This is a genomic window from Winogradskyella haliclonae (genome assembly GCF_014635865.1).
In the GTDB taxonomy this organism is placed as follows: Bacteria; Bacteroidota; Bacteroidia; order Flavobacteriales; family Flavobacteriaceae; genus Winogradskyella; species Winogradskyella haliclonae.
Genome location: NZ_BMDQ01000001.1, coordinates 791,732 through 816,410 on the forward strand (window position 1 = coordinate 791,732; position 24,679 = coordinate 816,410).

The 24,679-nt window shown below is 33.8% G+C and carries 17 protein-coding genes and 1 pseudogene; 5 read left to right on the forward strand and 13 right to left on the reverse strand.

The features are described from left to right. The 13 genes and pseudogenes from IEV10_RS03610 to IEV10_RS03665 form a co-directional block, all read right to left on the reverse strand. A complete protein-coding gene (locus IEV10_RS03610) occupies positions 1-3,216 on the reverse strand; it encodes a SusC/RagA family TonB-linked outer membrane protein (RefSeq protein ID WP_188373325.1) in 3,216 nt (1,071 codons plus the stop codon). Positions 3,217-3,555: 339 nt separating this feature from the next. Continuing rightward, positions 3,556-3,930, reverse strand: a complete 375-nt coding sequence (locus tag IEV10_RS03615; protein WP_188373326.1) for a cupin domain-containing protein — start codon at positions 3,928-3,930, stop codon at positions 3,556-3,558. A 45-nt stretch (positions 3,931-3,975) separates the two neighbouring features. Further along, entirely contained in the window at positions 3,976-4,965 is a 990-nt protein-coding gene (locus IEV10_RS14440; RefSeq protein ID WP_371862931.1) for a polysaccharide lyase family 7 protein, read from the reverse strand. A gap of 30 nt (positions 4,966-4,995) precedes the next feature. Further along, positions 4,996-5,988, reverse strand: a pseudogene (locus tag IEV10_RS14445) (polysaccharide lyase family 7 protein); the annotation flags it as partial. Between the two features lie 105 nt (positions 5,989-6,093). Beyond that, entirely contained in the window at positions 6,094-8,034 is a 1,941-nt protein-coding gene (locus IEV10_RS03625) for a T9SS type A sorting domain-containing protein (RefSeq protein ID WP_188373328.1), read from the reverse strand. Positions 8,035-8,047: 13 nt separating this feature from the next. Then, entirely contained in the window at positions 8,048-9,004 is a 957-nt protein-coding gene (locus tag IEV10_RS03630; RefSeq protein WP_188373329.1) for a polysaccharide lyase family 7 protein, read from the reverse strand. A gap of 332 nt (positions 9,005-9,336) precedes the next feature. Continuing rightward, complete coding sequence (locus IEV10_RS03635; RefSeq protein WP_188373330.1) at positions 9,337-10,116, reverse strand: T9SS type A sorting domain-containing protein; 780 nt, start codon at positions 10,114-10,116, stop codon at positions 9,337-9,339. Between the two features lie 28 nt (positions 10,117-10,144). Further along, positions 10,145-15,958, reverse strand: coding sequence for an HYR domain-containing protein (locus tag IEV10_RS03640; RefSeq protein ID WP_188373331.1), 5,814 nt, complete (start codon positions 15,956-15,958; stop codon positions 10,145-10,147). Positions 15,959-16,272: 314 nt separating this feature from the next. Further along, positions 16,273-16,623, reverse strand: coding sequence for a response regulator (locus IEV10_RS03645; RefSeq protein WP_188373332.1), 351 nt, complete (start codon positions 16,621-16,623; stop codon positions 16,273-16,275). 148 nt (positions 16,624-16,771) lie between these two features. Beyond that, entirely contained in the window at positions 16,772-17,419 is a 648-nt protein-coding gene (locus IEV10_RS03650) for a response regulator (RefSeq protein ID WP_188373333.1), read from the reverse strand. Then, entirely contained in the window at positions 17,416-19,461 is a 2,046-nt protein-coding gene (locus IEV10_RS03655) for a tetratricopeptide repeat-containing sensor histidine kinase (RefSeq protein WP_188373334.1), read from the reverse strand. Before IEV10_RS03655 ends, IEV10_RS03650 begins: the two co-directional genes overlap by 4 nt. Positions 19,462-19,699: 238 nt before the next feature. Beyond that, on the reverse strand, positions 19,700-20,290 hold the full coding sequence (locus IEV10_RS03660) for a DUF4136 domain-containing protein (protein ID WP_188373335.1): 591 nt from the start codon (positions 20,288-20,290) through the stop codon (positions 19,700-19,702). Between the two features lie 157 nt (positions 20,291-20,447). Then, entirely contained in the window at positions 20,448-21,554 is a 1,107-nt protein-coding gene (locus IEV10_RS03665) for a LytR/AlgR family response regulator transcription factor (RefSeq protein WP_188373336.1), read from the reverse strand. 336 nt (positions 21,555-21,890) lie between these two features. Between IEV10_RS03665 and IEV10_RS03670 the strand changes: the two genes are divergently transcribed. From IEV10_RS03670 to IEV10_RS03690, 5 genes are all read left to right on the forward strand, one after another. Further along, positions 21,891-22,301 (forward strand): hypothetical protein, encoded by a 411-nt coding sequence (locus IEV10_RS03670; protein ID WP_188373337.1) that lies wholly within the window; start codon positions 21,891-21,893, stop codon positions 22,299-22,301. Between the two features lie 157 nt (positions 22,302-22,458). Further along, entirely contained in the window at positions 22,459-23,016 is a 558-nt protein-coding gene (locus IEV10_RS03675) for a YceI family protein (protein ID WP_188373338.1), read from the forward strand. 1 nt (position 23,017) lies between these two features. Beyond that, positions 23,018-23,413 (forward strand): OB-fold protein, encoded by a 396-nt coding sequence (locus tag IEV10_RS03680; protein ID WP_188373339.1) that lies wholly within the window; start codon positions 23,018-23,020, stop codon positions 23,411-23,413. A 10-nt stretch (positions 23,414-23,423) separates the two neighbouring features. Beyond that, positions 23,424-24,269, forward strand: coding sequence for a DUF5777 family beta-barrel protein (locus IEV10_RS03685; protein WP_188373340.1), 846 nt, complete (start codon positions 23,424-23,426; stop codon positions 24,267-24,269). 17 nt (positions 24,270-24,286) lie between these two features. Next, entirely contained in the window at positions 24,287-24,538 is a 252-nt protein-coding gene (locus IEV10_RS03690; protein WP_188373341.1) for a hypothetical protein, read from the forward strand. Positions 24,539-24,679 lie beyond the last annotated feature (141 nt).

Genomic DNA, 24,679 nt, shown 5'->3' on the forward strand with positions numbered 1-24,679 from the left:
TTAGAATTGTAAGTTAAGTCCTAGTGAAATTGTTCGTACTATTGGGCCATCACCTCTTTGATAACCTGCTGTTAGAGCAGTATTTGCATTATTAGACGTTTGTCCTGCTGCTTCCGGATTAAAACCTTCATAATCTGATGCAGTAAAATAAAATAAATTTTCTCCAGTAGCATAGACTCTTAGCTTATCAATATTTAAGCTATTTGTTAATGATTCTGGGAATGTGTAGCCTAAAATCATATTCCTTACTGTCACATAAGAAGCATCTTGAATATGATCATCGGTAAATCTTCTATGCACAGTTAAATCAAAATCTGGGAAGTTAGAAACTGGATTTGCAGCAGATTCACTTGCGTAAAACAATTGATCTAGGTCTGCAACCCTTACTTCAGCACCATGAGACCCTTCTAACTGAACAGAAAAATCAAAGTTATGAAATGTTAAATTTGAATTGAATCCCCAAGTAAAATCTGGGTAAGGATTACCTAATTCTGTTCTATCTTCATCATCAATAATTCCATCTCCGTTTAAGTCTTTAACATATACTCTTGCAAAATCATTGTTAAATCTATTAAAAGGATTATCAACCCATTCTAAAGGTACTTCTCTATCATATACCCAACCATAAAAAGATGTTATTGGTTGCCCTACTCTTGCTATAAACTCTGTAGGTCTAGTGTCTTGGTCTATACGTGAGATGATTTGCTCATTGCTACCTAAACTAAGAACTTCATTTCTATTTAAAGAGAATTGTCCAGAAGCTGACCATCTAACTTTTTCACTTGAATATAGTCTAGAATTTAATTCAATTTCAAAACCTTCATTTTTTACTTTACCAAGATTTTGCAATAAATTGTCAACCCCATAAACTCCTGCTATTGGTGCAAATAAAATTAAATCTTCACTAGTTCTTCTGTAATAGTCTAAAGATAAACTTAAAAGACCCCTACCAAATGTCACATCTACGCCTGGATTAAATTCTATTAATTTTTCCCAACCAAGATTTGAATTACCTAAAGCTACTGGTTTAACACCAGGCTCCCCGTTGTAACCAATTGTATTAAATGTTTGTTCAAACCTGTATAAAGATTCAAATATATTATTGGATATTTCATTAGCTCCTGAAATACCGTAACTGGCTCTTAATTTTAAGAACGATATAAAGTCGCTTGATGATAAAAACTCTTCGTTAGATAAAATCCACCCTGCTGATGCTGAAGGGAAAAAACCAAATCTATTATTTGGCCCAAATCTGGTACTACCATCTGTACGTGCAGTAACCTGCAAAAGATATTTTTCATCGTAATTGTACTCCAATCTTGCAAAATAAGATACTAATTTTTCACTGGCATTATCCGTAAATGTGGTTCCGTTATCAGCAAGTGCAATATTGGTGTTAAAGTCGTCTGTAAATCCTACTGCTTCAGATTCTTGATAGAAAAAATCTCGTTGGGTAAACTCAAAACCAAGTAATGAATTGACATTGTGTTTTCCAAAGGATTTATTATATCTCAAAAGGGACTCAACAATAAATTGATTTCTTTCACTTCGTCTTTCGTTTCTAAATGCTTCTTGCTCTCTATTTTCTTGTCCAAAAAAGAAATCTGCATCGTTATTTTTGGTATGTCTAAAAACACCCGATAATGTCTGTCTGAATGTAAGTCCTTTTGCTAATTTAAAATCGATATAAGCGGCTGCGTTTAGGGTAAATTGCTTTTTCACTCTAGATCGTTCTAAGAAATGTACTAGTGGATGAACGTTTCTTGTAGTTGATAGGGTCAAACCTCCAGATTGGAGTGGGCTTGCTACAGGTAACCCAGTAGCTGGATCTCTTAATATAGACCGTGGATTATCAGGGTCGACTAAAAAAACATGATCAAAAGCTCTAGAAAATCCATAACTACCAACACCTATATTTTCAAATTGCGAACCAGCATCACCTGGACTTCCCTGAGTAATGTAATTAAGATGATTTGCATTTAAAAAAAGAGGTATATGTCCGTATTGTCTTAGAGGATCTGTAAACCTAGAAGGTAATCTAACTTGGTCATTAAAATTAGCACGTAAGTTACCTCCAAACTTTATTTTTCTATTTTTTGACTTACTATCTATCTTAATTCTAGCGTTAATCTTTTGAAAATTATCCTTTAGTGCGACACCCTCATCATTAAGATATCCAACGGATGCAGAGTATTTTGTTAACTCAGTACCTCCTGTTGCTAAAAAAGAATGATTTTGTATAATACCTCCTGTAAAAATTTCATCTTGCCAATTTTTTTCACCATCACCAAGAGATGCAATAAATTCCATTGCCTCAAGCTCTGCATAAGCTACATTATAATCGTTTGTAACTCTAGTAAAATTGGGGCTGCTAGGCGAAATTTGGTCAACAACGCTTTGTAAGCCATTTAACCTTGTTCTTTCGTCAGAAATGGATGTATTAAAATTGTCATTATTTTTAGTATATCTGAAGCCTGTAAACGTATTAAACGAAAATGATGTTTTACCTGACACACCTTCTTTTAAGGTAATTAAAATTACACCGTTTGCACCTCGGGAACCATATATAGATACTGACGAGGCATCTTTTAATACACTAATAGATTCAACATTATTATTATCTATTGAGCCTAATATATCTGGATCTGTACCTATGACTATTCCGTCTATGACTATTAAAGGTGCAGAAGAGCCTGTTATTGAGCCAACACCTCTCAATGTTATTTTTGGATCACCACCAGCTTCGGACGCTACGGTTTGTATCCTTAAGCCAGCTACTTTACCTCGAAGTGCATCTTCAACACGAGAAACCGAAAGGTCTTTTATATCTTTACTAGAGACTTTAGTTAGGGCACTTGTTACATTTTTTTCTTTTTGATCACCATAACCTATAAGTACAATCTCATCTAGAGCATTGCTGTCTTCTTCTAAAACAATTGATAGTTGTTTTTGACCATTTACTATAAGTGTTTGGGTTTTATATCCAAGAAAAGAAAACTGTAATATCTCGTCATTACTTACTTTAATAGAGAAGTTTCCATCAAAATCTGTTGAAGTTCCTCTAGTTGTATTTAAAATAAGAATGTTTACGCCAGGTATTGGCATTTTATCTACTGCAGAAGTAACCTTACCTTTAATTTCATAAGTGTTTTGTGCGTAGATTACTGAGTTGAATAGTAGCAATAGTACTGCTATACATTTGATTTTCAATCTCATAAATTGATTTTTTTAGTTAATCTTAAATTATTCACTTTTAACCAATTTTTTAAAAACCTTATTATACTAGAAATTTAAGATTTTGTATTTTTAAGTATAATTGCTTTTAAAGTAGTTAACTTCCCTTCCAAAAGAAGTATGATTAAAAAGATAGGCTTTTGCTTATCTTTTTTGTTATATTAAAATTGGTTTACCAATCTGGTAAACCAAATATATGTAATCTTTTGTTAAAAACAAGTGTTTATAAATATTATTCTGTTAAAAAAATTAAGAAATAATGATTATTCTTCAAAATAGGATGTAAAATTCTACTTTAACAGATATTTCAGATTGTTACTATCAGTCTTTATCTCCAAAATAAGAGACCTTGTCGCCACTTAAAAAGTCCTCTCTTACTGGACTAAAAGTGTCAATTAACTCACCCTCTTCTAGACAAACTGCACTATGTATTAAGTTAGGTTCTATATATACACCATCTCCTGCTTCTACAATCTTTTTTTGGCCATCAATTTCAAATTCAAACTTGCCTGAAACGCAAAAGGTTGCTTGTGTATGAAAATGTTGATGAGGTGCACCCAATGCCCCTTTGTTAAACTTGACTCTTACCATCATGATTTGGTTATCGTAACCCAAAAACTTTCTTGACACACCTCCACCAAGGTTTTCCCATTCTATGTCTTTTGTTATGATATACTTTTCGCTAAATCGTTTCATAATTATATATTCTCTTCTTTATAAATTATAACTCTTGTCTATTAACTATTTTTGAGGTGTTCCAGGCCCTACAGTTGCTTCTCTAAACCAAACTTCTGCGTAACAACCATTTTTATATTGCTTAATAATGTCACCTCCATAAGTTTCTGCACCTGCACACCAAACCATGTTCTTTTCAGGATCTTTACCATTCGTTTGGTTGTAAGCACCTTGCTTAAAATAACCAAGTTCACCACTGTAAGCTATTGTCCTTTCTGTTCCGTCTTGACCAATTGGTACAAACAATTTTTTAGTTTGATTAGGTATATCTGACTCATTTACATATTCTGATTTAATCAAGTTTTTAGTAAATGTTTTAGTTTCATGACCTTCACTTTTAAACGTTAAATACATAATACCTTTATACACATTTACTTCGTAACTAAATTCTTCACCAAGCTCGATACCATCTTCAGGTTCTGAAGGAAAATCATTTTTACCTTTTCCAACAACAGACATATCATGACCCCATACAGCACTTGAATAATCCCACCTTCCAGAATTGTCTTCGCCTTCAGTATTAATTTCATAATTCCAAAAAACAGATCCTTTTGTTTGACCTGGGAATTTCTTATAGAATATTTTTAAAGGCTCATTTTCATGACCTGCTCCACTATGAATCTGCCCAACAACTACAGAGTAAGATGCAGCAACTCTGGCATTACCGGAAACGGAGACTTGCATAACCTTACACGTACCGGTTAGTTTTCCACCTTCTTCAGGTGTCCATTCTCTTTTTTCATGTAACTCTGTTCTTGTGTTACTAGAATTTTTTGAAGTCACACCGGAGTTAGGTGTTTTATAAACTACCCAACGCCTTGTGCCATCAATGACGGTGTAGAAAAAATCTTTATCTTCAAACTCAACTAGATTATCAACATTGGTTCCATCACCCATTAACATTTTAAATTTATCCATAAAAGGAATTACTTCACTTGGGTATACTGTTTTTGTACTTAAACCGTCATTGGCTCGAAAGTAACCTTCATTAGAGATGGCATCATCACTAATAGTAATACCTGCTGATTTAAACCAAACCTCCGCATAGTTGCCATCAGCATATTGTTTTTGGATATCGCCATCATGAGTTTCAGCACCTGAACACCAAACTTTATTAACTTTAGGATCTTTTCCGTTGGTTTGATTGTAAGAACCCAGCTTAAAAAATAGGCCTTCACCCAAGTAGGCTTTTTCACGTTCAATACCATCTTGTCCTATTGGAACAAATAAATTTTCAACTTGTTCTGGCATATTTGAACGTTCTGCATATTCTGAGGATATGAGGTTTTTAGTAAATGTTTTTGTTTGATGACCTTCACTAGTAAATGTTAGTGTCATTATTCCTTTATTTACTTCAACTTTATAACTGAATTCTTCACCTAGAGCAATCCCATCTTCTGGTTCTGGTGGGTAGTTGTTTTTATCGTTACCAACAACAGAAAAATCATAGCCCCAAATAGGATAGGAGTAATCCCACCGTCCGGAATTATCATTACCTTTTGTATTGATTTCGTAATTCCAAAAAACAGAACCTTTAGTATGACCTGGAAATTTTTTATAAAATATCTTTAGAGGCTCGTTCTCATGTCCGTCTGCACTATGGATTTGACCAACAACCACTGAAAAAGTCGAAGCAACACGTGCATCGCCAGTAGTAGCTACGTTCATTACCTTAAGGGTAGCATCCATTGAGGCCTTAGTCATTGGAGACCACTTTTTTAATTGTGCTAATTCCGTTCGGGTATTATTAGATGTGCCATGGGTATTTCCTGCATTGGGTGTCTTAAAAACCACCCAGTCTTGATTCTCATCATGCTTAGTGTAAAAGAAATCTTTATTATTATAGTCTATTGCTTGTCCTACATTTGAGCCATCACCCAAGATTAAATTCCAATGCTGAAAAAAAGGAATGATATCATTTGGTTTTTGCTTTTTATTTTCAGCACAACTGTTAAAGGATAAAATAGCACCTAATAAAAAACAATAGATAAAAATTGATTTAGATTTTTTAAAATTCATAGACTATAAATTATTAATCAAATAGATTTTGACTGAAAGTTTAAAGCTAAACAAAAAGGCATCAATTCACAGTTGTAAGTTGATGCCTTTTTAAGTATTTGAATATTATTCTTTCACTATTTTTTTAGTGACACTAGCCTCGTTTGTTGTTATTTTAATTAAATAAATACCACTTTTAAGATTAGAGATATCAATACTGTTATTAACGTCTTTAGTAAACAGCACCTCTTTTCCTAACATATCGTAAATACTAATCGAGTTTATTGCGACATAATTTGTCTGGATATTTAAAATATCTTTAGTTGGGTTTGGATGCACAACCGTATTATTTAAAACATTTTGATTAATAGACAAAACATCAATAACTTCAACTTCTACCTCATCAGCAGAATAATTTATAGTTGTTACAATATCTGAATTTGTAGTTGTAACTGTACTAAATGTGCCTGTTACAAGACCAGAACCATCTATTATCTTAAATGTATCTCCAACACTCGGGATATAACTGCCCCAGTTTAAGTTTGCAGTTGCACCAGTAATAGTTAAAGCTGTAGGTGATGAAAAATTTTCTATTTGGTCATGTTCGGTAACCGCAGTTGTACCAGTAATATCGAACGTAATCGTTGCAGGTCCCATATCGAAATTATCTCTTATTTCCATCTGACCAATAGGATTCCCTATAGCATAAATAGCGTTAGCCGTATTTGTAAAGACTTGATCTTCAGTTTCAATATCATCACTACCCGAACCACTTATGTCAATTACACCATCATTAGTAATAACAGCAGTATTTCTCATCCTTATGCCATCATCAGTACTATTTAAAGCTTGATATGAACCCCCTGTCAAATTATTAAATGTTCCAAAGTTTTCCATTGCATGGTCTGTAGAACTTGTAATAATAATTGATCCACTATTGTTAAATGTACTAACGGGAGTTGCTGTGTCATCTATTTGAATACCTTCATCACCAGCATTAGTAATACTTAACAAACCACCTGTATTATTATTAAATGTGCCATTTTCTTGCAATCTAACACCATCATTACTTCCGCCAATTACATTGATAGTGCCAACATTAACTATATTCGCAGTATTTCCATTTGCATCAATTTGAATAGCAAAATTAGAAGCTCCGTCAACATTAACTATTCCAGCATTATTATTTGTGAATACACCATCGTCTGTAACATATAATCCAACATCAGCGGCATTGTTCAAATTAACTAATCCTGTATTACTAAATGTCCCTGTTAAATCGAGGAATAATTGATCATCAGGAGTACTATTAATGGTTAATGTACCACCAGTGTTATTATTAAAAGTGCCAGCATCATCAATACGAATTCCATTATCACCTAATGCTCCACCAATTGTAATCATTGATGCATTATTAATTACAGAACCATCATTGATATAAATGCCGTCATCGGCGCCAGTCATAGTGACAGTAATAGTACCATTATTATTTAATGTAGAAATCGTACCTCCAGTATCATCTGCATAGATACCATCTCCTCCTGAATCAAATTGACCATAATTTGTAACAGTTATAGAGCCTCCTACTGCATTGGTAAAAGTCCCACCTTGAAGGTAAATACCATGTTGACCTGACCCATCTACTGTAATAGTGCCATTATTGGTAAATGTTCCTCTATTATAAAGCGCGTCTGCATCTGTACTAGTAATATCGATATTTGAAATTGCTATCGTACCGTTATTATTAACTGTTGCTGAAGATTGAACTTCTAAACCATCATCGCCTCCAGAAAATCCACTAATCGTCAAAGTGATACCTATATTAATCGTTAAGTTTCCGTCAACCAATACGCGTTGCACAGTCGTATTTGCAGATAAAACAACTGTAGCTCCATTTAGGTCAACATCATCAGCTGCTGTTGGTAAGGCATCAGTGTCCCAGTTTAAAGGATCTGTCCAGCTGGTGCCATCTCCACCTCCATCCCATGTAACTGTGGCAGCAGTTAATTGAAGGCCTATCGCCATCAATATAAATGTAATAAAAAGGCGTTGTGTAGAAATTTCCATAGTTAATTATTTTTTAATGAGTTAGACTTAAATTATAGTATTTTACATAAGAAAATGCATTAGCATCTGTTGTGATTAAATAGTTTCCTGCTTTAAAATAGTTTTCATATCGCCATTTATCTAAACTAATATCTTGATATATGATAGGAATATCGTCGTTTAGTTGTACCTCAATTTTTGCATCTGAAGCAGTAATTCTAAAATCAAAAGCATCATAACCTACATATCCTAAATTATCTTTATCATCAGTCCATAGATTATTAGAACTAGAATATGGCTGTATCAAGTCATTGCCTGTGGTGTTTTCATCTACTAATGACTTTTTATGGCACCAGACATAACCGTCTACCCAGTATATCTTTATAAGTGGTGGACCGTTATTGCTGTTAAAGCTATTGGTATTAACATCTTCTTCAGAAATAATACCATGTATTTGCATGACTATAATCCTATGATAATCATAATTTGAACTATTATTTTCTGAGACCTCTTTAACTTTTAAACGCCCAGTCATTTCTCCACCTTCTAAAAGTGTCCAATTTTCTTTTGAATTGCTAGGATTTATGAGTTCTCTCAGTTCGGTTCTGGAATAAGAGCTATTTGTTGTAGAGGATTCTGGATAGGTATAGAATATTAAGGAGCTGTCATCAGTATCATCATACATAAAAGGCATAACCGGCTCTAAAGTCTGATAACCATAATTTTTAAGTGCTTCAGGCTGATATTCATCTGGCTTACCATTATTGTTTTCATCAACTGGTAATGTAACTTTCCAGTTAGAAAAATCTATATCGGCATACACTTCATTGTTATCATTATTTGAAGAAACATCATTACCATCAGGATTTTCAGGGTTAGTATCACTACCATTAGGGGTTATGGTTTCTTCATTTTTATCAGAACAACTTACTATTATCACTGACATAAATGCCAATATCAAATATTTTAGGTTGTAATAATATTGTTTCATTTTAAAATTGGTTTACCAGATTGGTTTACCAAAAATAGCAATATTTATTTAATAGACAAATTTTGCATTACTAAGAGTTTAGGATGATGTTCTCTTTTAGAGAATCTATTAATTCATTTATTTGGCTCGAGGTTATGGTATGAAGGGGAGCAAAAAAACAGAACCCATAGTTTTGACTATGGGTTCTAACTACAATGACTCCTATAATAAATTATGAAAAAAATATGGAAGTCTATCTAACTATTGCTATAATTCCCCCTAAGATTAGTACAACAGTTGTATTTTAATTAAAATCTAGTGGCCTATAAACTAAACCGATTAAGAGTTAATTATTATTTTTTTATGACTCGTTTTGTTTTTATTCCACCTTGGTAGTATACCTTCATTAAATACAAGCCCTTTTGTAAATGGCCTACTGATATTTCTCTTTTTCCATTGTTATTGTTAAATACTCTTTTCCCTTTTACGTCATATATTTCTACGTTTTCTATATCTACATTCGATTCTATAAGAAGAGTATCTGTGAATGGATTTGGATAAATGGATAACTCATTTGATATCTTATCAAAATCATCTGTTGATAAACTTGAACAGTTTACCACAACATCACTTACATTACTAGAATACTCATTTACTATTCCTGATGCTGAAATAGTTGTAAATGTATTAGATGCATTTACACCTCCTAAATCACTCGGGTCTGTACCATTAATAAACAATCTTGCATCTTGATTAGTACCATCTGATGGAGTCAAAGTCAACCATAATACCGGAGTATCTGCTGTTAATGTTGTTTGCGCACCTCCTGAGCTAGTAAAGGGATAAAAATCATTCCCTGAACTATTACCATCTATAATAGCTGGTTGCTGACTATATGTAGCTACTGACTCACTTGTAAATGCTATAGTTCGTGAACTACCTGTTGGTAATATTAAAGTAATTGTTGAACTTCCTAAAGCAAATGGAAAACTTGTATTGGCATCTCTGCTAACATAAATCTCGTAACTACTTCCATCGCCACTACAGCGTAAATCGTATTGAATATTTTGTGAGCTTATTGTCACTGTAAATAATAAGCTTAATACTATTGGTAATTTATATAATTGTTTCATGATTATTGTCTTTATAAAGTGTAGGTTATTAATTGTTGTTTTCTATTAGTTTTTGTACTTCCTGAAGCATCTCTTGCATATAAGCTCGGCGCTCAAGAACCTCTGTATCTAATATTCTGATAGTGCTTACTGTAGGTAGTTGCTCACTAAATGTGAACAATGAGCTAAATGAACTATTAGATGGATGGAACAATACATTAAATAATAGATTGTTTAAGTCATCTTGAAAAGAGGCATTACTATTAAGGTCCATATCGCCATCATAATAATCATCTGCGCCTGTAAACAATGAACTAAAGGAAGTATTAGCTGGGTCGAATAGTACTTCGAAAAGAATACTATTACCATCATTAGCAAAACTAATCTCACCATCACCATCTGTATCGCCAGCCCACATGCCTAAGACACCAGTTGGCATACCTATTGTTGTCTGGGCACCTGTACCAAAAGTAATTGGGTTAACGGCATCTGTGAAGTCAACTGTTGTTGGGCTACTATTCAATGCTATTGGAGTAGTGCTCATTATTCCTAAATGATTACGATGTTTCACAACTACATAGTAATTATCAGATGGTATAGCAAAATTTAAACCATTTGTCCCATCGGTTTTTACAACATCACCATCGCGTTGTAATAAAGCCGATTGTGCATCAACAACTAAAGTATTGTCTGTTGCATCTCTCAACTCAACCCAAACCCAATCCACTATGTTATTATTAGGCTCTCCATTAGGAAAAGTGGCAGTTAATCCATCTCCATAAGGACTTGTCGTTGGTAATAATCCTGCTACTCTTAAATCATCTCGCATCAAGCTTTCTTGACCAATGTTTGGATTTAAACTTGCTCCTTGTAAATAGACTTGAATATCTAAAACTATAATAGTAGCAGGATTAATGTTTCCAAAGGTACCATTTAAGGTAGGGGTTATATCAAAAATCGATGCGCCAACTGTAGCACCTGTATTATCAAAGATGTTACCAGATGTATCAGATATTTGGAAGAAATCCCCATTACTAGCATCTCTAAAGATAGACCCAGGAATACCACCAATGCTTGGTAGATCGATGCCTCCAAAATCAGTTCCGTATAATCTATCTACTGGGCAACAAATACCTCCATCACCTACACCTATCGCATCGAGAATTAACCCAAAGGCAGATAGGTCATCGGCTACTCCGTCATTATCCGTATCAATATCAGTTCCATCATCATTTCCAGAATCTACAGTACCAGTAAATGAAGTAGTTAAGACTACTGTATGAGAAGGGTTATTTATATTAGGAATGGTAGTGGTTAATAAACCATTGGCATCAAATGTACCTGAAAAGGTGTCAGCACTTACGACAGTACCTGGTCCTGGGTCATTATCAAAATCACCTTCTATCACGACAAAGGTACCTTCAAATACGCTTCCAGCAGCCCCAAAAATCTCAATAGTTTGTGGATTACTTGAAGGAGAGAATAGTGGTTGATATTCACTAATTAAAACTGTTGTCAGGTTGTCAGGATCAGGAGAGAGGGTAATATCATTTCCATCCCCACCTACATAACTGATAATTCCATTGTAATTTCCAAAAGATATAGATGCTCCTTCTGGGAATCCATTAAAGATACCCAATACCGGATTTGCACCTGTATTATTAACGATAATGAGTTCGCCAGCTGTTTGTGCTATAAACCCACCTGTGGGTGCTAAATTGGCGTCATTTAACGTTACATTCTCTGCTTCTAACGAGTCAAAATCAAATGTACTATCTCCAACGATATAAGGGGCAAACGTAGCTCCCGTATTCATGATAAGATCTTCAAAATTATATCTCAGACCAAAAGTACCTCCACCCGGAGTAATCGTTGCATTATCAGAAATGGTTGTAGGGCCACCGTTTAGGAATGGAAAACCGGTCATAAGTGTGTTGACACCAAAGAAATTGGCTTCATTTAAGATATCTACCGATAAATCTCCAATATCTATAGTACCGGTCGTATTATTTAGGAATCCAAAAGTGAAGCTTTTACCAGGTCCTCCTACTGGTAAATCAGTGACATCACTGTTGAAGTTAGTCACGGTACCAGTCGCACCGTTATAGGTCATTCTCCCATTAAGATTATTGTTTTCTCCATTAAAATTAATGGTTCCTGCATTGTGATTAAAAAGAACCGTTCCGTTACTACTTGAAATGACCTCCATATCTGCATTGAAGTTACTCTCTCCTGTACCATTTTTGACAATCTCTGTAAAACCAGGCTCCAAATCAAATTTCGGTGCTGTTAGGGTAAACTCATCTACGTAAATGTCGGCTAAAAAGGTATCCGTTGCATTGGTAAACGAAAGATTTGCTAAGGCACTTGCAGTAGTAACAAATGGATTTCTTACGGCTATAGCATCTACCGTATTGGGTTGATCTAGTGTGGCACTTGGCGTACCATTTCCTTGTAGTATTAAAAATCCTTTATTGATAATACCACTCTGTTGGTCAATACCGCCACTCCCCGCTAAAAAGAGATTGGTGTTGATGTCAGTAATCGTTATGTTACCGTCTAGTGTTAGGGTTCCTGGATTAGCAATTAAGAAATTTTGTAACGGATCATTAGCTGAAATAGTCACTTCACCCATCGTAAGGTCTGCTCCTGCGGAAAGGGTAACTCTGGTCGCACTTAGTGTAACAGTACCATCAAATTCATGGCTTCCTTCTCCATCATTGATAGCAATTTGTCCCGAACTTGTAAGTGAGGTAGTTCCAGTTACTATAATTTGGCTACCTACATCTGTAATTTCTGTAAAACCTGAAATCGTTAAACTACCTGTGTCAATGGCATCTAGTGCTATGGTTGCAGTATTGTCTCCTTGAATATCAATTGCAGTCGCTGTAGAGGCTGCAACGGTCACAGTATTGGTGCCCCCATCGGTAGTTATTACGATTCCATTCGTTATATCGGCTAAAGCAATGGTTACGGAAGTATCTGAAATTTCTGTAACAGCACCCGATGTATCTATTGGAGATGTTAGATTGCTTATGGTTAAGGTAGTCCCATCATCAGATAAGGTAATGTTATCGTCAGAGTTGGATCCCACGTCTTCAATAGTCAACACACCAGCATCCAGACTTACTAAAGTTTCTTGGGTGGCAACTGTTACTGTAAATTCACAAATCACTTCATTGCCACAGGCATCTGTTATCGAGAAGGTGTTTGTCGTTACCCCTTCCGGGAACAGTTCTCCGGAAGCAAGTCCTGCTGTTTGTGTAATCGTAGCATCCCCGCAAATATCGACAGCCTCTGGAAGATTGTAGGTAATCATGGCTTCGGTATCTCCATCTGCCAGTTCAAAGACAATATCTTCTGGGCATGAAATGAGTTCTGGTGCCCTGGTATCTGTAACGGTAATGGTTTGTACACAGGTACTTTCATTTCCTATTTCATCGGTCGCGGTCCACGTTCGTGTAATTACTTCTGAAACCCCACAGCCATCTACCACCACATCATCAAAGGTGACCGTTACTGCCCCTGCATTATCTGTTGCCGTTGCTGTTCCCGTTTCAGAAGGATTTGTATCTACGGTACCATCTACCGTAGAATCGGTGGCTTGAATATTGATTTGCCACGAACCTAAGAAGCCGTCATCTCCTTGTGCGTTATCTGCGACTTGTAGGATCCAATTTCCTTCAAACGGACTTCCATTGGTAATGATTTCATCTATAAAATCTTTAAAAACATCCTGTTCTTGTGCATTTTCTGTTCCTGCCATCGGACGATATTCACAAATACCATCATCCTGACAAATCACCCCATCATTACCCACAGTATCTTCCCCCATTAGATTGCCATCTACAGCAGCTGCATCACTAAAAGTGATCGGGGAACTTGAACTTAAGTCACTAGATTCTGCTAGGCCATCTGCTATTAAATTTACAGATTCACCTCCAGGAGCGATTAGATTAATCGTTAAATCTCCTGTCCATGTATGATCAATCGCTAAATCAACGGTAATATCTAATACATCTGCGTCATCAATGAGATTACTTACATTTAATGTACTAGAGAAGCTATTATTATCTGTAATGTTAATAGGTGTGTCGGTACTAGCCGTAGAGAATACACTTACAGCGCCATCGGCACAATCAATGGTTACGTCATCTGGACAACTAATTACTGGTGGGGTAGCATCTCTAAAAAGCGACAGGTCATTTCCATCCCCTCCTACATAACTTAAGACACCCTCATAGTCACCAAATGTCACCGTACTCCCTTCAGGCAATCCATTAAACGTTCCATTTATAGCATCAGTACCATCATTATTGATGAGTATGATTTCAGCTTCATTGGGTATCGCTGTAAATCCTCCTTGTGGTGTAAAATTACCGTTACTTATATTCACGGTACCATTGACTATCAATTGATCAAAGTTGGCTTCGGTATCTCCCGTTACATTGGGTGCAAAATTTCCATTTATATCAAAATCTATCGCCCCATTAATGGTCGTATCTCCTGTGAGAACACCTTCAGATTCAGTAACTTCAAAGGTTCCTCCTACAGTGATTGGGAAGTTTTGTGTATTAATTTGAAAATCACCTATGTTAATATCATTACCCGCTCCGTTTAAGGTGAGTGCATTGGCAAAAGAAACATCGTTATCCTGCCCATCAATACCTGCAATGGTAATACCCGAAGTGATATCAGCTATAGGTACGGTTACCGTAGTTCCATCAGGGAGTAGAGTAGCACCTATGACATTTGGACTTAATAAACCACTAACAGAAAGTGTAGTGCCATCATTAGCGATCGTTAATTGTAAATCATCAAGGGTCTCGATATCGAGAATGGTCAATCCTCCATCAAATACAACAAGTGTCTCAGCAGGATTTTCTTCTATAGTCACATCAAAAGAACAGGTAGCTATATTTCCATAGGCATCGGTCACTTCAAACATGTTGGTGGTAGTACCTACTGGAAATGTTCCGCCAGATGCGATGCCCGAAGTAAGAGTTGCTTCTGAAGATTGCCCTTCAATTTGTATAAGAAAACGTCTTTCAACAGTTGCATTTCTATCATTCCATGTTCCGTTAGGTAACATGACTGCATAATCTTCATTGCCAGAATTATTGGGTTCGCCAGAAGCCCAATTCTCATAACCGTCATTTTCTGAACCCGCATACCAAAGAAAAGAACCTTCAATAAATCGATCTGTGTATCCTAATAACACCTGAACATTGGTTGCTCCCGTTACAAAATTTACAGCTTCTCTTAACCAATCATTATGTTCTTGATCAATGACAGTTACAAGATTACCACCAGCGAGATTTGCTTCATTGAAACCGTCTTCTAATAGTATAGGAAAATCAGACAGATAGTAGTTACGTATATCTCCATCAGGATCGGTATAGACACCTAAATGTATAAAATCATTCGGTGTTTCTGTGGTACAATCAACCACTGTTGGGGTATCATAGGTCACTATAGTTTCCGTATTACCAAAGGGTAATTCCAATAAGATATCATCTGGACATGTGATTACAGGATCTTGTCCATCTGTAATAAAAACAGTAGTACTACAAAATGCGTTTTGACCCGAGGTGTCCTGAACAATAAGACTCACGGTTTGTGGACCTACATCATCACAATCAAAGAAAGAAGGATTGATAGAACGTATGATAACCGATTCTCCAGCAGAAGCACCACTACCATTACTTATCTGGCTAAATGTAATGGTTCGAGTACCATCAGCACCTAAAGCAAAGGATCGGTCTTCACGACAATTAACAAATGGACTGTCTTGTGCAGATACATTGATTTGCCATAACGATACAATGACAAGCCATAAAACTAAAGGGGTATTTATTTTCATGATTATAAGTTTAAAATCATATACAAAATTATCTCTGAGATATAGCTTAAGAAATAAGTGACAACTCTTAATTTTTACGTAGTGGTACGTAGACTTTATGGTAACGATAAAAAAGACCTCCTTAATGATTTAAGGAGGTCTTGACACATACTTAGTTAATTTTCCCTTTAACAAATTACCAAGCTTGTATCTGTCAACTATTAACCCATTAACACAATAGGGAATTAACTATTACCGTAACTATGTTTTAACGATAATAAATTGCAAATTAAGATGGTATTACATAATACCAAATACGTAATAACACGTAAATTTTAAGTATTAATACGTAGTTGATTATTAGGTTTTTGATTATCGCTAACTAATGTTATTTTAATTAGATTTAACTCTTTAACAAGTGTAGATTCAAAATCTTTACTTTCAGGGTTTATATATTTTATTTTAACTGAAAAGCTGTTTTTACAATGCGTACTATTGTCATCTGTTAATACTATAAAATTTGATTTAATCCCTTTAAATTTTATAGCTTTAATAATGTCATTAGCTGAGAGCTCAGGAAGTTTACTCTCTATAATTACTAATCTAGGGCGTTTACTTATAACATATTCAAGAGCCTCAAAGCCTTTATGATATATGACAATGTTATTAAAGTTATGTTCTAACAAAAACTGTCTTAATTTTTGGGTAAGCGCTTTATTTCTATGAGCAATTATAATAGTTATAATAGTTTTCGGATTAATCTCTACGAAGTAAAAACAATGCCAAAAACTTATAAATACGTATTGGCTCTTAAATACTAAGTGTTAGCACGTATTATTGAGAGAATATTGTACTTCTATTCACTAAAGACCAATTTGTTAAGGCGTTATTGCCTTTTTTTAAGCCTAGTTTTTCGATAATATTACTTCTATGTTTTTCGATAGTTCTTATAGACAATGATAATGTATTTGCTATTTCTTGATTAGATATCTCTTGCGCAATTAATTTTAAAATTTTTATTTCGGAAAGTGTTAACAGGCTAAGTCTTTTTAACTCTTCGGTCGCTTCTATTATGGGTTGGCTATCAATTGACTTACTGAAGTAAACATTACCAGAAACGACTTCATTAATGCAATGCTCAATCTCAAAAAAGCTATCTTCTTTTAGTAAGTAGCCATTAATCTGAAATGTTTTAGCCTGAACTAAATAATACGATTCTTTATGAAAAGATAAGATTATGAATTTGGTTTTAGAGCCTTTTTCCCTAGCCAGTTTTATAACTTCAAAACCGTTTAACATTGGCATATCTATATCTAAAAGCGCTAGAGTTGGGTGAAGTTTTAAAATTAATTCTAATGCTTGTATACCATTATTAGCTTGACCTATAATGCTATAGCCGTTCTTTTCAAGTTCATCATTCAGGCCTTTTAAAAGCATTGGATGATCATCAGCAGTAATGATTGTTATGTCTTCTTTATTCATATAGGAATATTTAACTGCATTATAGTACCGTTGTTGTCTTGACTATCAAAATATAGTTTTGCGCCTATAATTTTAGCACGCTCTTTTAAAGTCTTAAGACCTAAGCTCATATCCTTGTATTTAGTTTGAAAATCAAAACCTTTACCATTATCACTAACCGTAATATCTATTTCGCCCTTGGGTTTCTTAATTTTTATTTTTACAGCTTTGGCTTCTGAGTGTCTTACTATATTACTAAGTGTTTCTTGAATTATTCGATATACATGTAGTTCAACATTTTTAGAAACTGTGCCATCAATATTTTCAATGTCTTCACTAAAAAACAAATCAGTAGTAGCATTAATATTATAGACTAGCACCTTAATAGACTCAGTTAGTCCAAGGCGTTCTAAATTTGATGGATGTAATCCTCTAGAGATACTTCTCACTTCCTCTAAAGTATCTTTAGCTAGGGTTTTTGTATTTTCATCCCCCACATATTTCATCGATTTACTAAGAAGCATTAATTTTTGACCAACACTATCATGCAATTCTCTTGCAATTCGGCCTCGCTCATTTTCTTGCGCATTTATTAAATTTTGAGAAAATTTGTTTTGCAATTTTTGTTTCTTATGTTCAAATTTTCGGATACGTGATAGATATATAATCGTGAATATTGCAAGTAAAGAAAGACCTCCAAAAATTATCCAACGTTGTTTATCTCTATTCTCATGATTTAAAATTTCAATTTCAGATTCTTTCCTAGCAATTTTAGCATCACGCTTTTCGGTCTCGTACAAGGTTTGATAATACGATAGTGCATTTGAACGCTTTATAGCCATAAGAGAGTCATTAATTACAGTAGCCTGCTCATAATGATACAATGCTGACTTAGAATTGCCCATTTGTTGATAAACTTTATAGAGTAATGTATGAGCGCTCTTTTTTTGCTCAACTGACCTATTTTTTATTTGAAAATCATAATGTTTTTTAGCATACTCTAAAGATTTCGAATACTCCTTTTTTGCCAAATAATAGTACCCAAGACTTTTGTTATAAGCATCTTCAAAGTAGCCTTTAGTATAACGTTCTGGATTAGCTTGTATCTTTTTTAAAATCTGGGTAGCTTTTTCTAAACTATCTAAAATAGAATATTCCTGAAGTAACTTGTTTAGTATTTGCGGTTCATATCTATCTTTTACCTCAACAGAATTTTGAGCATAATCCAGTGCCGAATTTAAATTATGCAACGCTTCTGATTTATTTTCAGTAAAACTATTATCTATTGCGGCATTTAAAAGTGCAGATATTATTCCAGATTCATAATTTATAGCTTTTGCAAGTTTTACGACTTCATTCCTTTCAACTTTAGCCTCGTTGTAAAAACCACTCATACTATATAGGTCAGCCCTAGAACTTTTTGTATTTACTAATCTAATAGTATCTTTTGTTTTCAGATAAATTGCCTCTACTTCTTGTAACATCTTAGAAGCAGCTGCTAATTTTCCTATGCGTGTATAGGCATCTGCAATATATTTTTTTGAAATACCATATAATATTGAATCACCTTCTTTACTCGCATATTCAGAAGCAATATTATATATATCTATAGCTTTCTCAACTTCTTCTGAAAAATAATAACTATCACCACCATTGAGATAAAATCTAGCCAATAAAGCATTATTGGTAACAGGCAATTTTTTAGCGTCAAAATCTTCAAAAAATGCCTTGCCTTCATTTGGTCTCCCTAGCCGATTAGTGTAGGACCAAACCAATCGAGCAGCATGCCTATTAGCAATATCAAAGGAATCTATATCTATAGCATAGTCTATGGTTGCCTTTATAATAGAATCGTATTTAAACTCAATTTTATCTCTAGTAATGAAGCATAAACTGTCCAATAGCCTTAGTTTTTGATATCCGTTTAAATGATTTATCTCTTTTTTAAGTTCCTCTATTTTTTGGGATAGAGTTTTTTCTTGAGCGTTTACAAAAGAAGAAAAAAGGAAAAATATATTAACTAATAACAGTAATTGCTTAAAATTATGGATTCTACTTTTCATTATTAATAACTAATAATTCTGTTAGCTTAACAAATTTAGGATTAATTATAAAGACATTACATACGAGCCAGTACGTATATTGTAAGTAGCGCTACTTAAATTAGGATAATTATATTTTGATAATCAAATATCCTTTTAATTTGCTTCGAGAGTGTGGTATGAAGCGGAACAAAAACCCCGATACTTTTGTATCGGGGTTTTTGTTTTAAATATATGAATCATTACTAATGAATGATTATTAATTAGGAAACTCTTTAAAAATCTCATTTATCATTCTAGTCATAAGTGTCTGGTCTGAGATGTGAGATTTAAAATCTTCAGCAATACCTATCCATACTAACTCTTTGGACTTTCTATTAAACACTTCAACGACCAAACTACCTTTTTTATATGGTCTATTGCTTATTTCTTCACCACCTTTACTATAATATCTTTTATAGTCAGATACACTTACTGTAGCATAATTTGGACTACTAGAGAAACCACCACCAGTTGCTGCTTGTTCAGAATTATTCTTATTCTTGTTGTTAAGATTACTTTTAATGTCGTTTGAAGTGGTTAACAAAACCAATAAATCTGGATTATCTTTATTAACGGAGAATCCATTTTCTACCATTTTAGTATTCATAACGGTAATTAAAGATTCTTCAACAGATTTATCTAAATCGCTATTAAAATCAGTTGCATTAAATCCAGTATTAGGTAAATAAGCAAAGGTTTTAAACTCGTTAAAATTGTCATTTGTGTATTTTTTTGTTCTAACATTAGAAGCACAGCTCATTAAAATGAGTAATGCAAGGGCGGGTAAGTATTTTAAATTTTTCTTCATATGTATCTTTTTTCTTAGCAAAAGCAATTATTGCAAAGTTAATAATCAACTGATTGTCAATTAAATAGAAATTGTTATTTTTCTGTTAAACTAGTTCTACTGGAAATTATTCAAAACACCAAAAAAGGTTATGGGTCTTTAATGGATAGAATTTAGCCTATAAGTTCAACCACTTTTTAAACTCTGCAGCTTTATTTTTACTTATAATAATATCAACTTCAGAGCTTGGATTAATAAGTATTTTTAACTGATTGTTACCATACTTTACAATTTTATCAATTGATGATATAGCGATAATAAACTGTCTGTTTGCTCTAAAAAAATAAGTGTTATCAAGGTTGGTATATAGCTCATCTAAGCTAGAGTTAGATGTGGAGCGCTTGCCATCAGAGCAAAGAACATATGTAATCCCCATATCCGTATAGATGTAAGCAATATCTTCTGTAGATACAGATACAAGCTCGTTTCTAACATATGTAAGGATTCTCTTTTTGGTGCTGCTATCAACATCTTCATTTAGTAAAGATCTATCAGATACTTGTTGCTGATAGGTGTCTAAAGCACTATTTAATTTTGAAAGATTTATAATTTCGTCAGATAGTTTTTCATTCTTTATCTCAAGCTTTTTTTCGTACTTACTACCAATTAAACGCACTATCAATACAGATGAAAGTATAAATAGAAAGCCCATAACTAATAATATAATCTGAAAATTACTTCTAATCTTTTTTATTTGTTGAGATACTTTAAACGTATTGGCGTGTGCACCAACAATCCAATCAGAGTTGGCTACCGGATAAATAAATATAACCTCTGAGTCTTGATTGTTTTTAAGACTTGGAGTATCATCTATGTCTTCGCGCTTTTGTAATAATTTGTATAAATCTTGCGAAGTAACTTTATCTGATACAGAAGAAATGAAAGATTCTTTGTTACTTATGGACTGTCCTAATTGTTTTACATCAGGATGACAGACGATATCACCAGACCAATTAAATACACTTACAAAGCCAGCATCTAAGTTTGAATTTTCTATACTTTGTTGGATGCTTTTTATCGATACTTCTTTAGACATGCCATTTTCTAATTGGTTACCAATTAGCATAGCGACTTGTTTGGCTTCTCGCTGACTAAACTCTAATTGAGTTTCTAAAACTTTTTCTGCAGCTTCATTAACAAAATATCTAATTGCCACACTAGAGATAATTAAAAACACTAATGACAACGATAAAAAGGTGAGTAAGTAAAGTTTGTCTTTACGCATGGACATCTAAAAATATATGCGAATATATAAATTTTGTGAGCATAAACTTAAAGAAGCATGGCTAGGTTTGACATCTGTTTTTTTAAAATATGAAAGCATATTTTATGTTTTAGAAGTAATTTTTTAAGCTTATTTTTTCGCTTTTAATCAAATTTATTCCTTAAAAGTGGAATAATAGTGTTCCTTCAAGTAGTTTTTTTCTGTTTCAGACGCGTTTTTTCCTCTTCAGCCAGTTTCTTTTTTAACACCCATTTCATGAACGTAGTATTGCAGTATAAATGTTGAACAATTTTTTATTTGGAAGCAACATTGAAAAACTCAAAACAAAACAATATAATGAAAACAGTTAGACTAATTTTTTTAATGGTATTTGCACTTAGCATTTTTGCATGTGCTAGCGATAGCGAAGATGATTTTGTTGATTCTGGGAATGATATAGAGAGCCCTGATGATGGAGATGGGGACGGAGATGGAGGAGGTCAACAAGCTTCTACAATAAATTATACAGATGATATTGCGCCTATAATGAGTGCAGCTTGTGTAAACTGCCATGGTGCTCCACCAACAAATGGCGCTCCTTTTGCTCTGGTAAATTTCACTCAAGTTAGTCAAAGGGCAAACGGTATTTTTAATAGAATGAACTTATCTAGTGGAGCTCCAGGAGCAATGCCACCTTCAGGCAGATTGCCACAATCTACTATCGACCTAATTCAACAATGGATTGATGACGGTAAACCAGAGAACTAATAGGCTTTGGGTTAACACCAAGCTTTCCATTTTATACATAATTAAGTTATGTTTTTTAGATTGATTAAGTCTGTAACTAAGGGTAGAAATACCCTTAGCTATAGATGATTCTTAACAGAAAATGGTAAAGCATCTTATACTAAACAAATCAATAAACATGAAAAATACAAAATCAACTTTTTTACAGATACTTTTTGTAGCTATGGTTTTTATAACGAGTTCTGTAACTGCTCAAAAACTAATAGACAAAAAGGGTAAGATAACTTTTGAAGCTTCAGAAAAAACATTCGAGCCTGTTAAAGCCACTAATGCTTCAGTTACTGCTATTTTAAATACAGGCACAGGTGAAATGGCTTCGTTGGCTTTAATGAAGGGCTTTAGATTTAAAAACTCTTTAATGGAAGAGCATTTTAACGAAAATTATATAGAATCGGAAACATATCCGAAAGCTAAATTTAGGGGGAAACTATTGGATTTCGACTATTCTAACTTAGGTGAGAATACAACTAGTGTTACTGTCGATGGGAAAATTGAATTGCGTGGAAAAGAAAAACAAATTAGAACAACGCTTAACATTAAGAAATCCAATGGGTCAATAATCATGCAGGGGTCGTTCAAGGTGACCCCAGCTGATTTTGATATCGAAATACCAAGCATAGTAAGAAAGAAAATAGCAAATGAAATAATTGTCTACCTAGACTTTAACCTACAATAAAATGAGAAAGAAAAGACGTATGCTTCTTGGGGTTTTAATTACAGGCTTAATATCAGCAGTTCTAGTTTACAATTATGTTTTTAATAGTGCGCATAGAGATATATCTAATGAAGAAGCCACTGTAAGCCTTTCTGCTAAAGCCATCTTTGAGCAATTTCAAACTAACGAAGCATTAGCGACTACCAACTATTTAGACCAAGTGATAGAGATGAAAGGAGATGTTACTTCAATAGAAGATAATGATGTTGTACTTAGTAGCGCTGTACAAGTGAGTTTTAATTCTCAAGAAACTTTAAAGTTTCAAAAAGGAGAGCAAATAACAATAAAAGGCAGATGCGTAGGCTATGATGAGTTGCTAGAACTCGTAAAAATCGACCAATCAACACTAATCAAATAAATCAACTAAAATGAAATACTTATATATACTAACCTTTTTGTTTCCAGCTTTACTTTTTGCACAAGAAGACTTATTTTCAGAAATAGACTCAGAAGTAGAAGAGGACTATAAAACGGCTGCTTTTAAAGGGCTCAAAATTGTAAATTTTGAATCGACTAAGATGATATCTAAAAAGGAACTTTATTTTGTAGTATCTCATAGATTTGGGTCCCTTGAGACAGGTTTAAAGGACTTTTTTGGCCTTGATCAAGCTGTAACAAGACTTAATTTTATCTATGGTATTACAGATGCAATTAATATTGGTGTTTCAAGAAGTTCTTTCCGCAAAATTTATGAGTCTTCTTTAAAAATAAGATTACTTAGAGAGAAAAAAGGAGGTTCGCCATTTACAGTTGTAAGTTCCAGTAATATTTTAATTAACACATCTTTAGATGATGCATTTTTACCTGGGTTAGAGTTTAAGAATAGACTAGGTTATACCACACAATTATTAATTTCTAAGAAGTTTAATAAGAATTTTTCATTACAGTTAATGCCTACATTTTTCCATGATAATTATGTAGATGTTAATGAGCAAAACAACTCACAATATGTTATAGGCTTTGGAGGTAGACATAAGCTTACCAAAAGATGGTCAATAAATTTTGATTACGGTGCACATTTAAACAGAGCAGATACGTCACCATTTAAAAATCCACTTTCTATTGGGTTTGATTTAGAAACTGGTGGCCATGTATTTCAATTGCATTTTACCAATGCACAGCCAATGAATACAAATGCATTTTTGGGTCAAGCAACAGGAGATTGGGGAGATGGAGATATTTTCTTTGGCTTCAATTTATCAAGGGTATTTTAATTATTATCATTAAGGATATGACATCAACAGCAAAAATAGAAGTACAACAGCGCTTTTGTAAAAATTGTTCAGTTTGTATAAAAAAAGAATTACAGGTTATAGAAAACATAAAAAATGTAAGACTATATCCTAAAGAGTCTCTTATTACCTTCAATTTTATCAAGGCAGATAAACTATCTGCCGCTTTAAACGTTCTGTCCAAATTGGGATATCCTGAAAAAGGTGAACGGATTGAAGAAGAGTTTTCTAAATCTCTTTGTAGTTGTTAATGCTTCTTATTGCCATAATTAAGATGAAAATAATAACGACTATTTAGAGTTTAGTTTTATTGGTTGATTTTGTAATCCCCAAAGACATAAAAACTTTGGGGATTAATTTTATGTCCCATGACAATAACTAAAGAAAAGAGT

Bases quoted from the DNA above. Each gene is read 5' to 3' on its own strand.
- IEV10_RS03650 (WP_188373333.1), bottom strand. From the start codon at position 17,419: ATGAATAAAGAAGACATAACAATCATTACTGCTGATGATCATCCAATG.
- IEV10_RS03685 (WP_188373340.1), top strand. From the start codon at position 23,424: ATGAAATACTTATATATACTAACCTTTTTGTTTCCAGCTTTACTTTTT.
- IEV10_RS03670 (WP_188373337.1), top strand. From the start codon at position 21,891: ATGAAAACAGTTAGACTAATTTTTTTAATGGTATTTGCACTTAGCATT.
- IEV10_RS03630 (WP_188373329.1), bottom strand. From the start codon at position 9,004: ATGAAACAATATTATTACAACCTAAAATATTTGATATTGGCATTTATG.
- IEV10_RS03660 (WP_188373335.1), bottom strand. From the start codon at position 20,290: ATGAAGAAAAATTTAAAATACTTACCCGCCCTTGCATTACTCATTTTA.
- IEV10_RS03635 (WP_188373330.1), bottom strand. From the start codon at position 10,116: ATGAAACAATTATATAAATTACCAATAGTATTAAGCTTATTATTTACA.
- IEV10_RS03610 (WP_188373325.1), bottom strand. From the start codon at position 3,216: ATGAGATTGAAAATCAAATGTATAGCAGTACTATTGCTACTATTCAAC.
- IEV10_RS03625 (WP_188373328.1), bottom strand. From the start codon at position 8,034: ATGGAAATTTCTACACAACGCCTTTTTATTACATTTATATTGATGGCG.
- IEV10_RS03640 (WP_188373331.1), bottom strand. From the start codon at position 15,958: ATGAAAATAAATACCCCTTTAGTTTTATGGCTTGTCATTGTATCGTTA.
- IEV10_RS03665 (WP_188373336.1), bottom strand. From the start codon at position 21,554: ATGCGTAAAGACAAACTTTACTTACTCACCTTTTTATCGTTGTCATTA.
- IEV10_RS03615 (WP_188373326.1), bottom strand. From the start codon at position 3,930: ATGAAACGATTTAGCGAAAAGTATATCATAACAAAAGACATAGAATGG.
- IEV10_RS03690 (WP_188373341.1), top strand. From the start codon at position 24,287: ATGACATCAACAGCAAAAATAGAAGTACAACAGCGCTTTTGTAAAAAT.
- IEV10_RS03675 (WP_188373338.1), top strand. From the start codon at position 22,459: ATGAAAAATACAAAATCAACTTTTTTACAGATACTTTTTGTAGCTATG.
- IEV10_RS03680 (WP_188373339.1), top strand. From the start codon at position 23,018: ATGAGAAAGAAAAGACGTATGCTTCTTGGGGTTTTAATTACAGGCTTA.
- IEV10_RS03655 (WP_188373334.1), bottom strand. From the start codon at position 19,461: ATGAAAAGTAGAATCCATAATTTTAAGCAATTACTGTTATTAGTTAAT.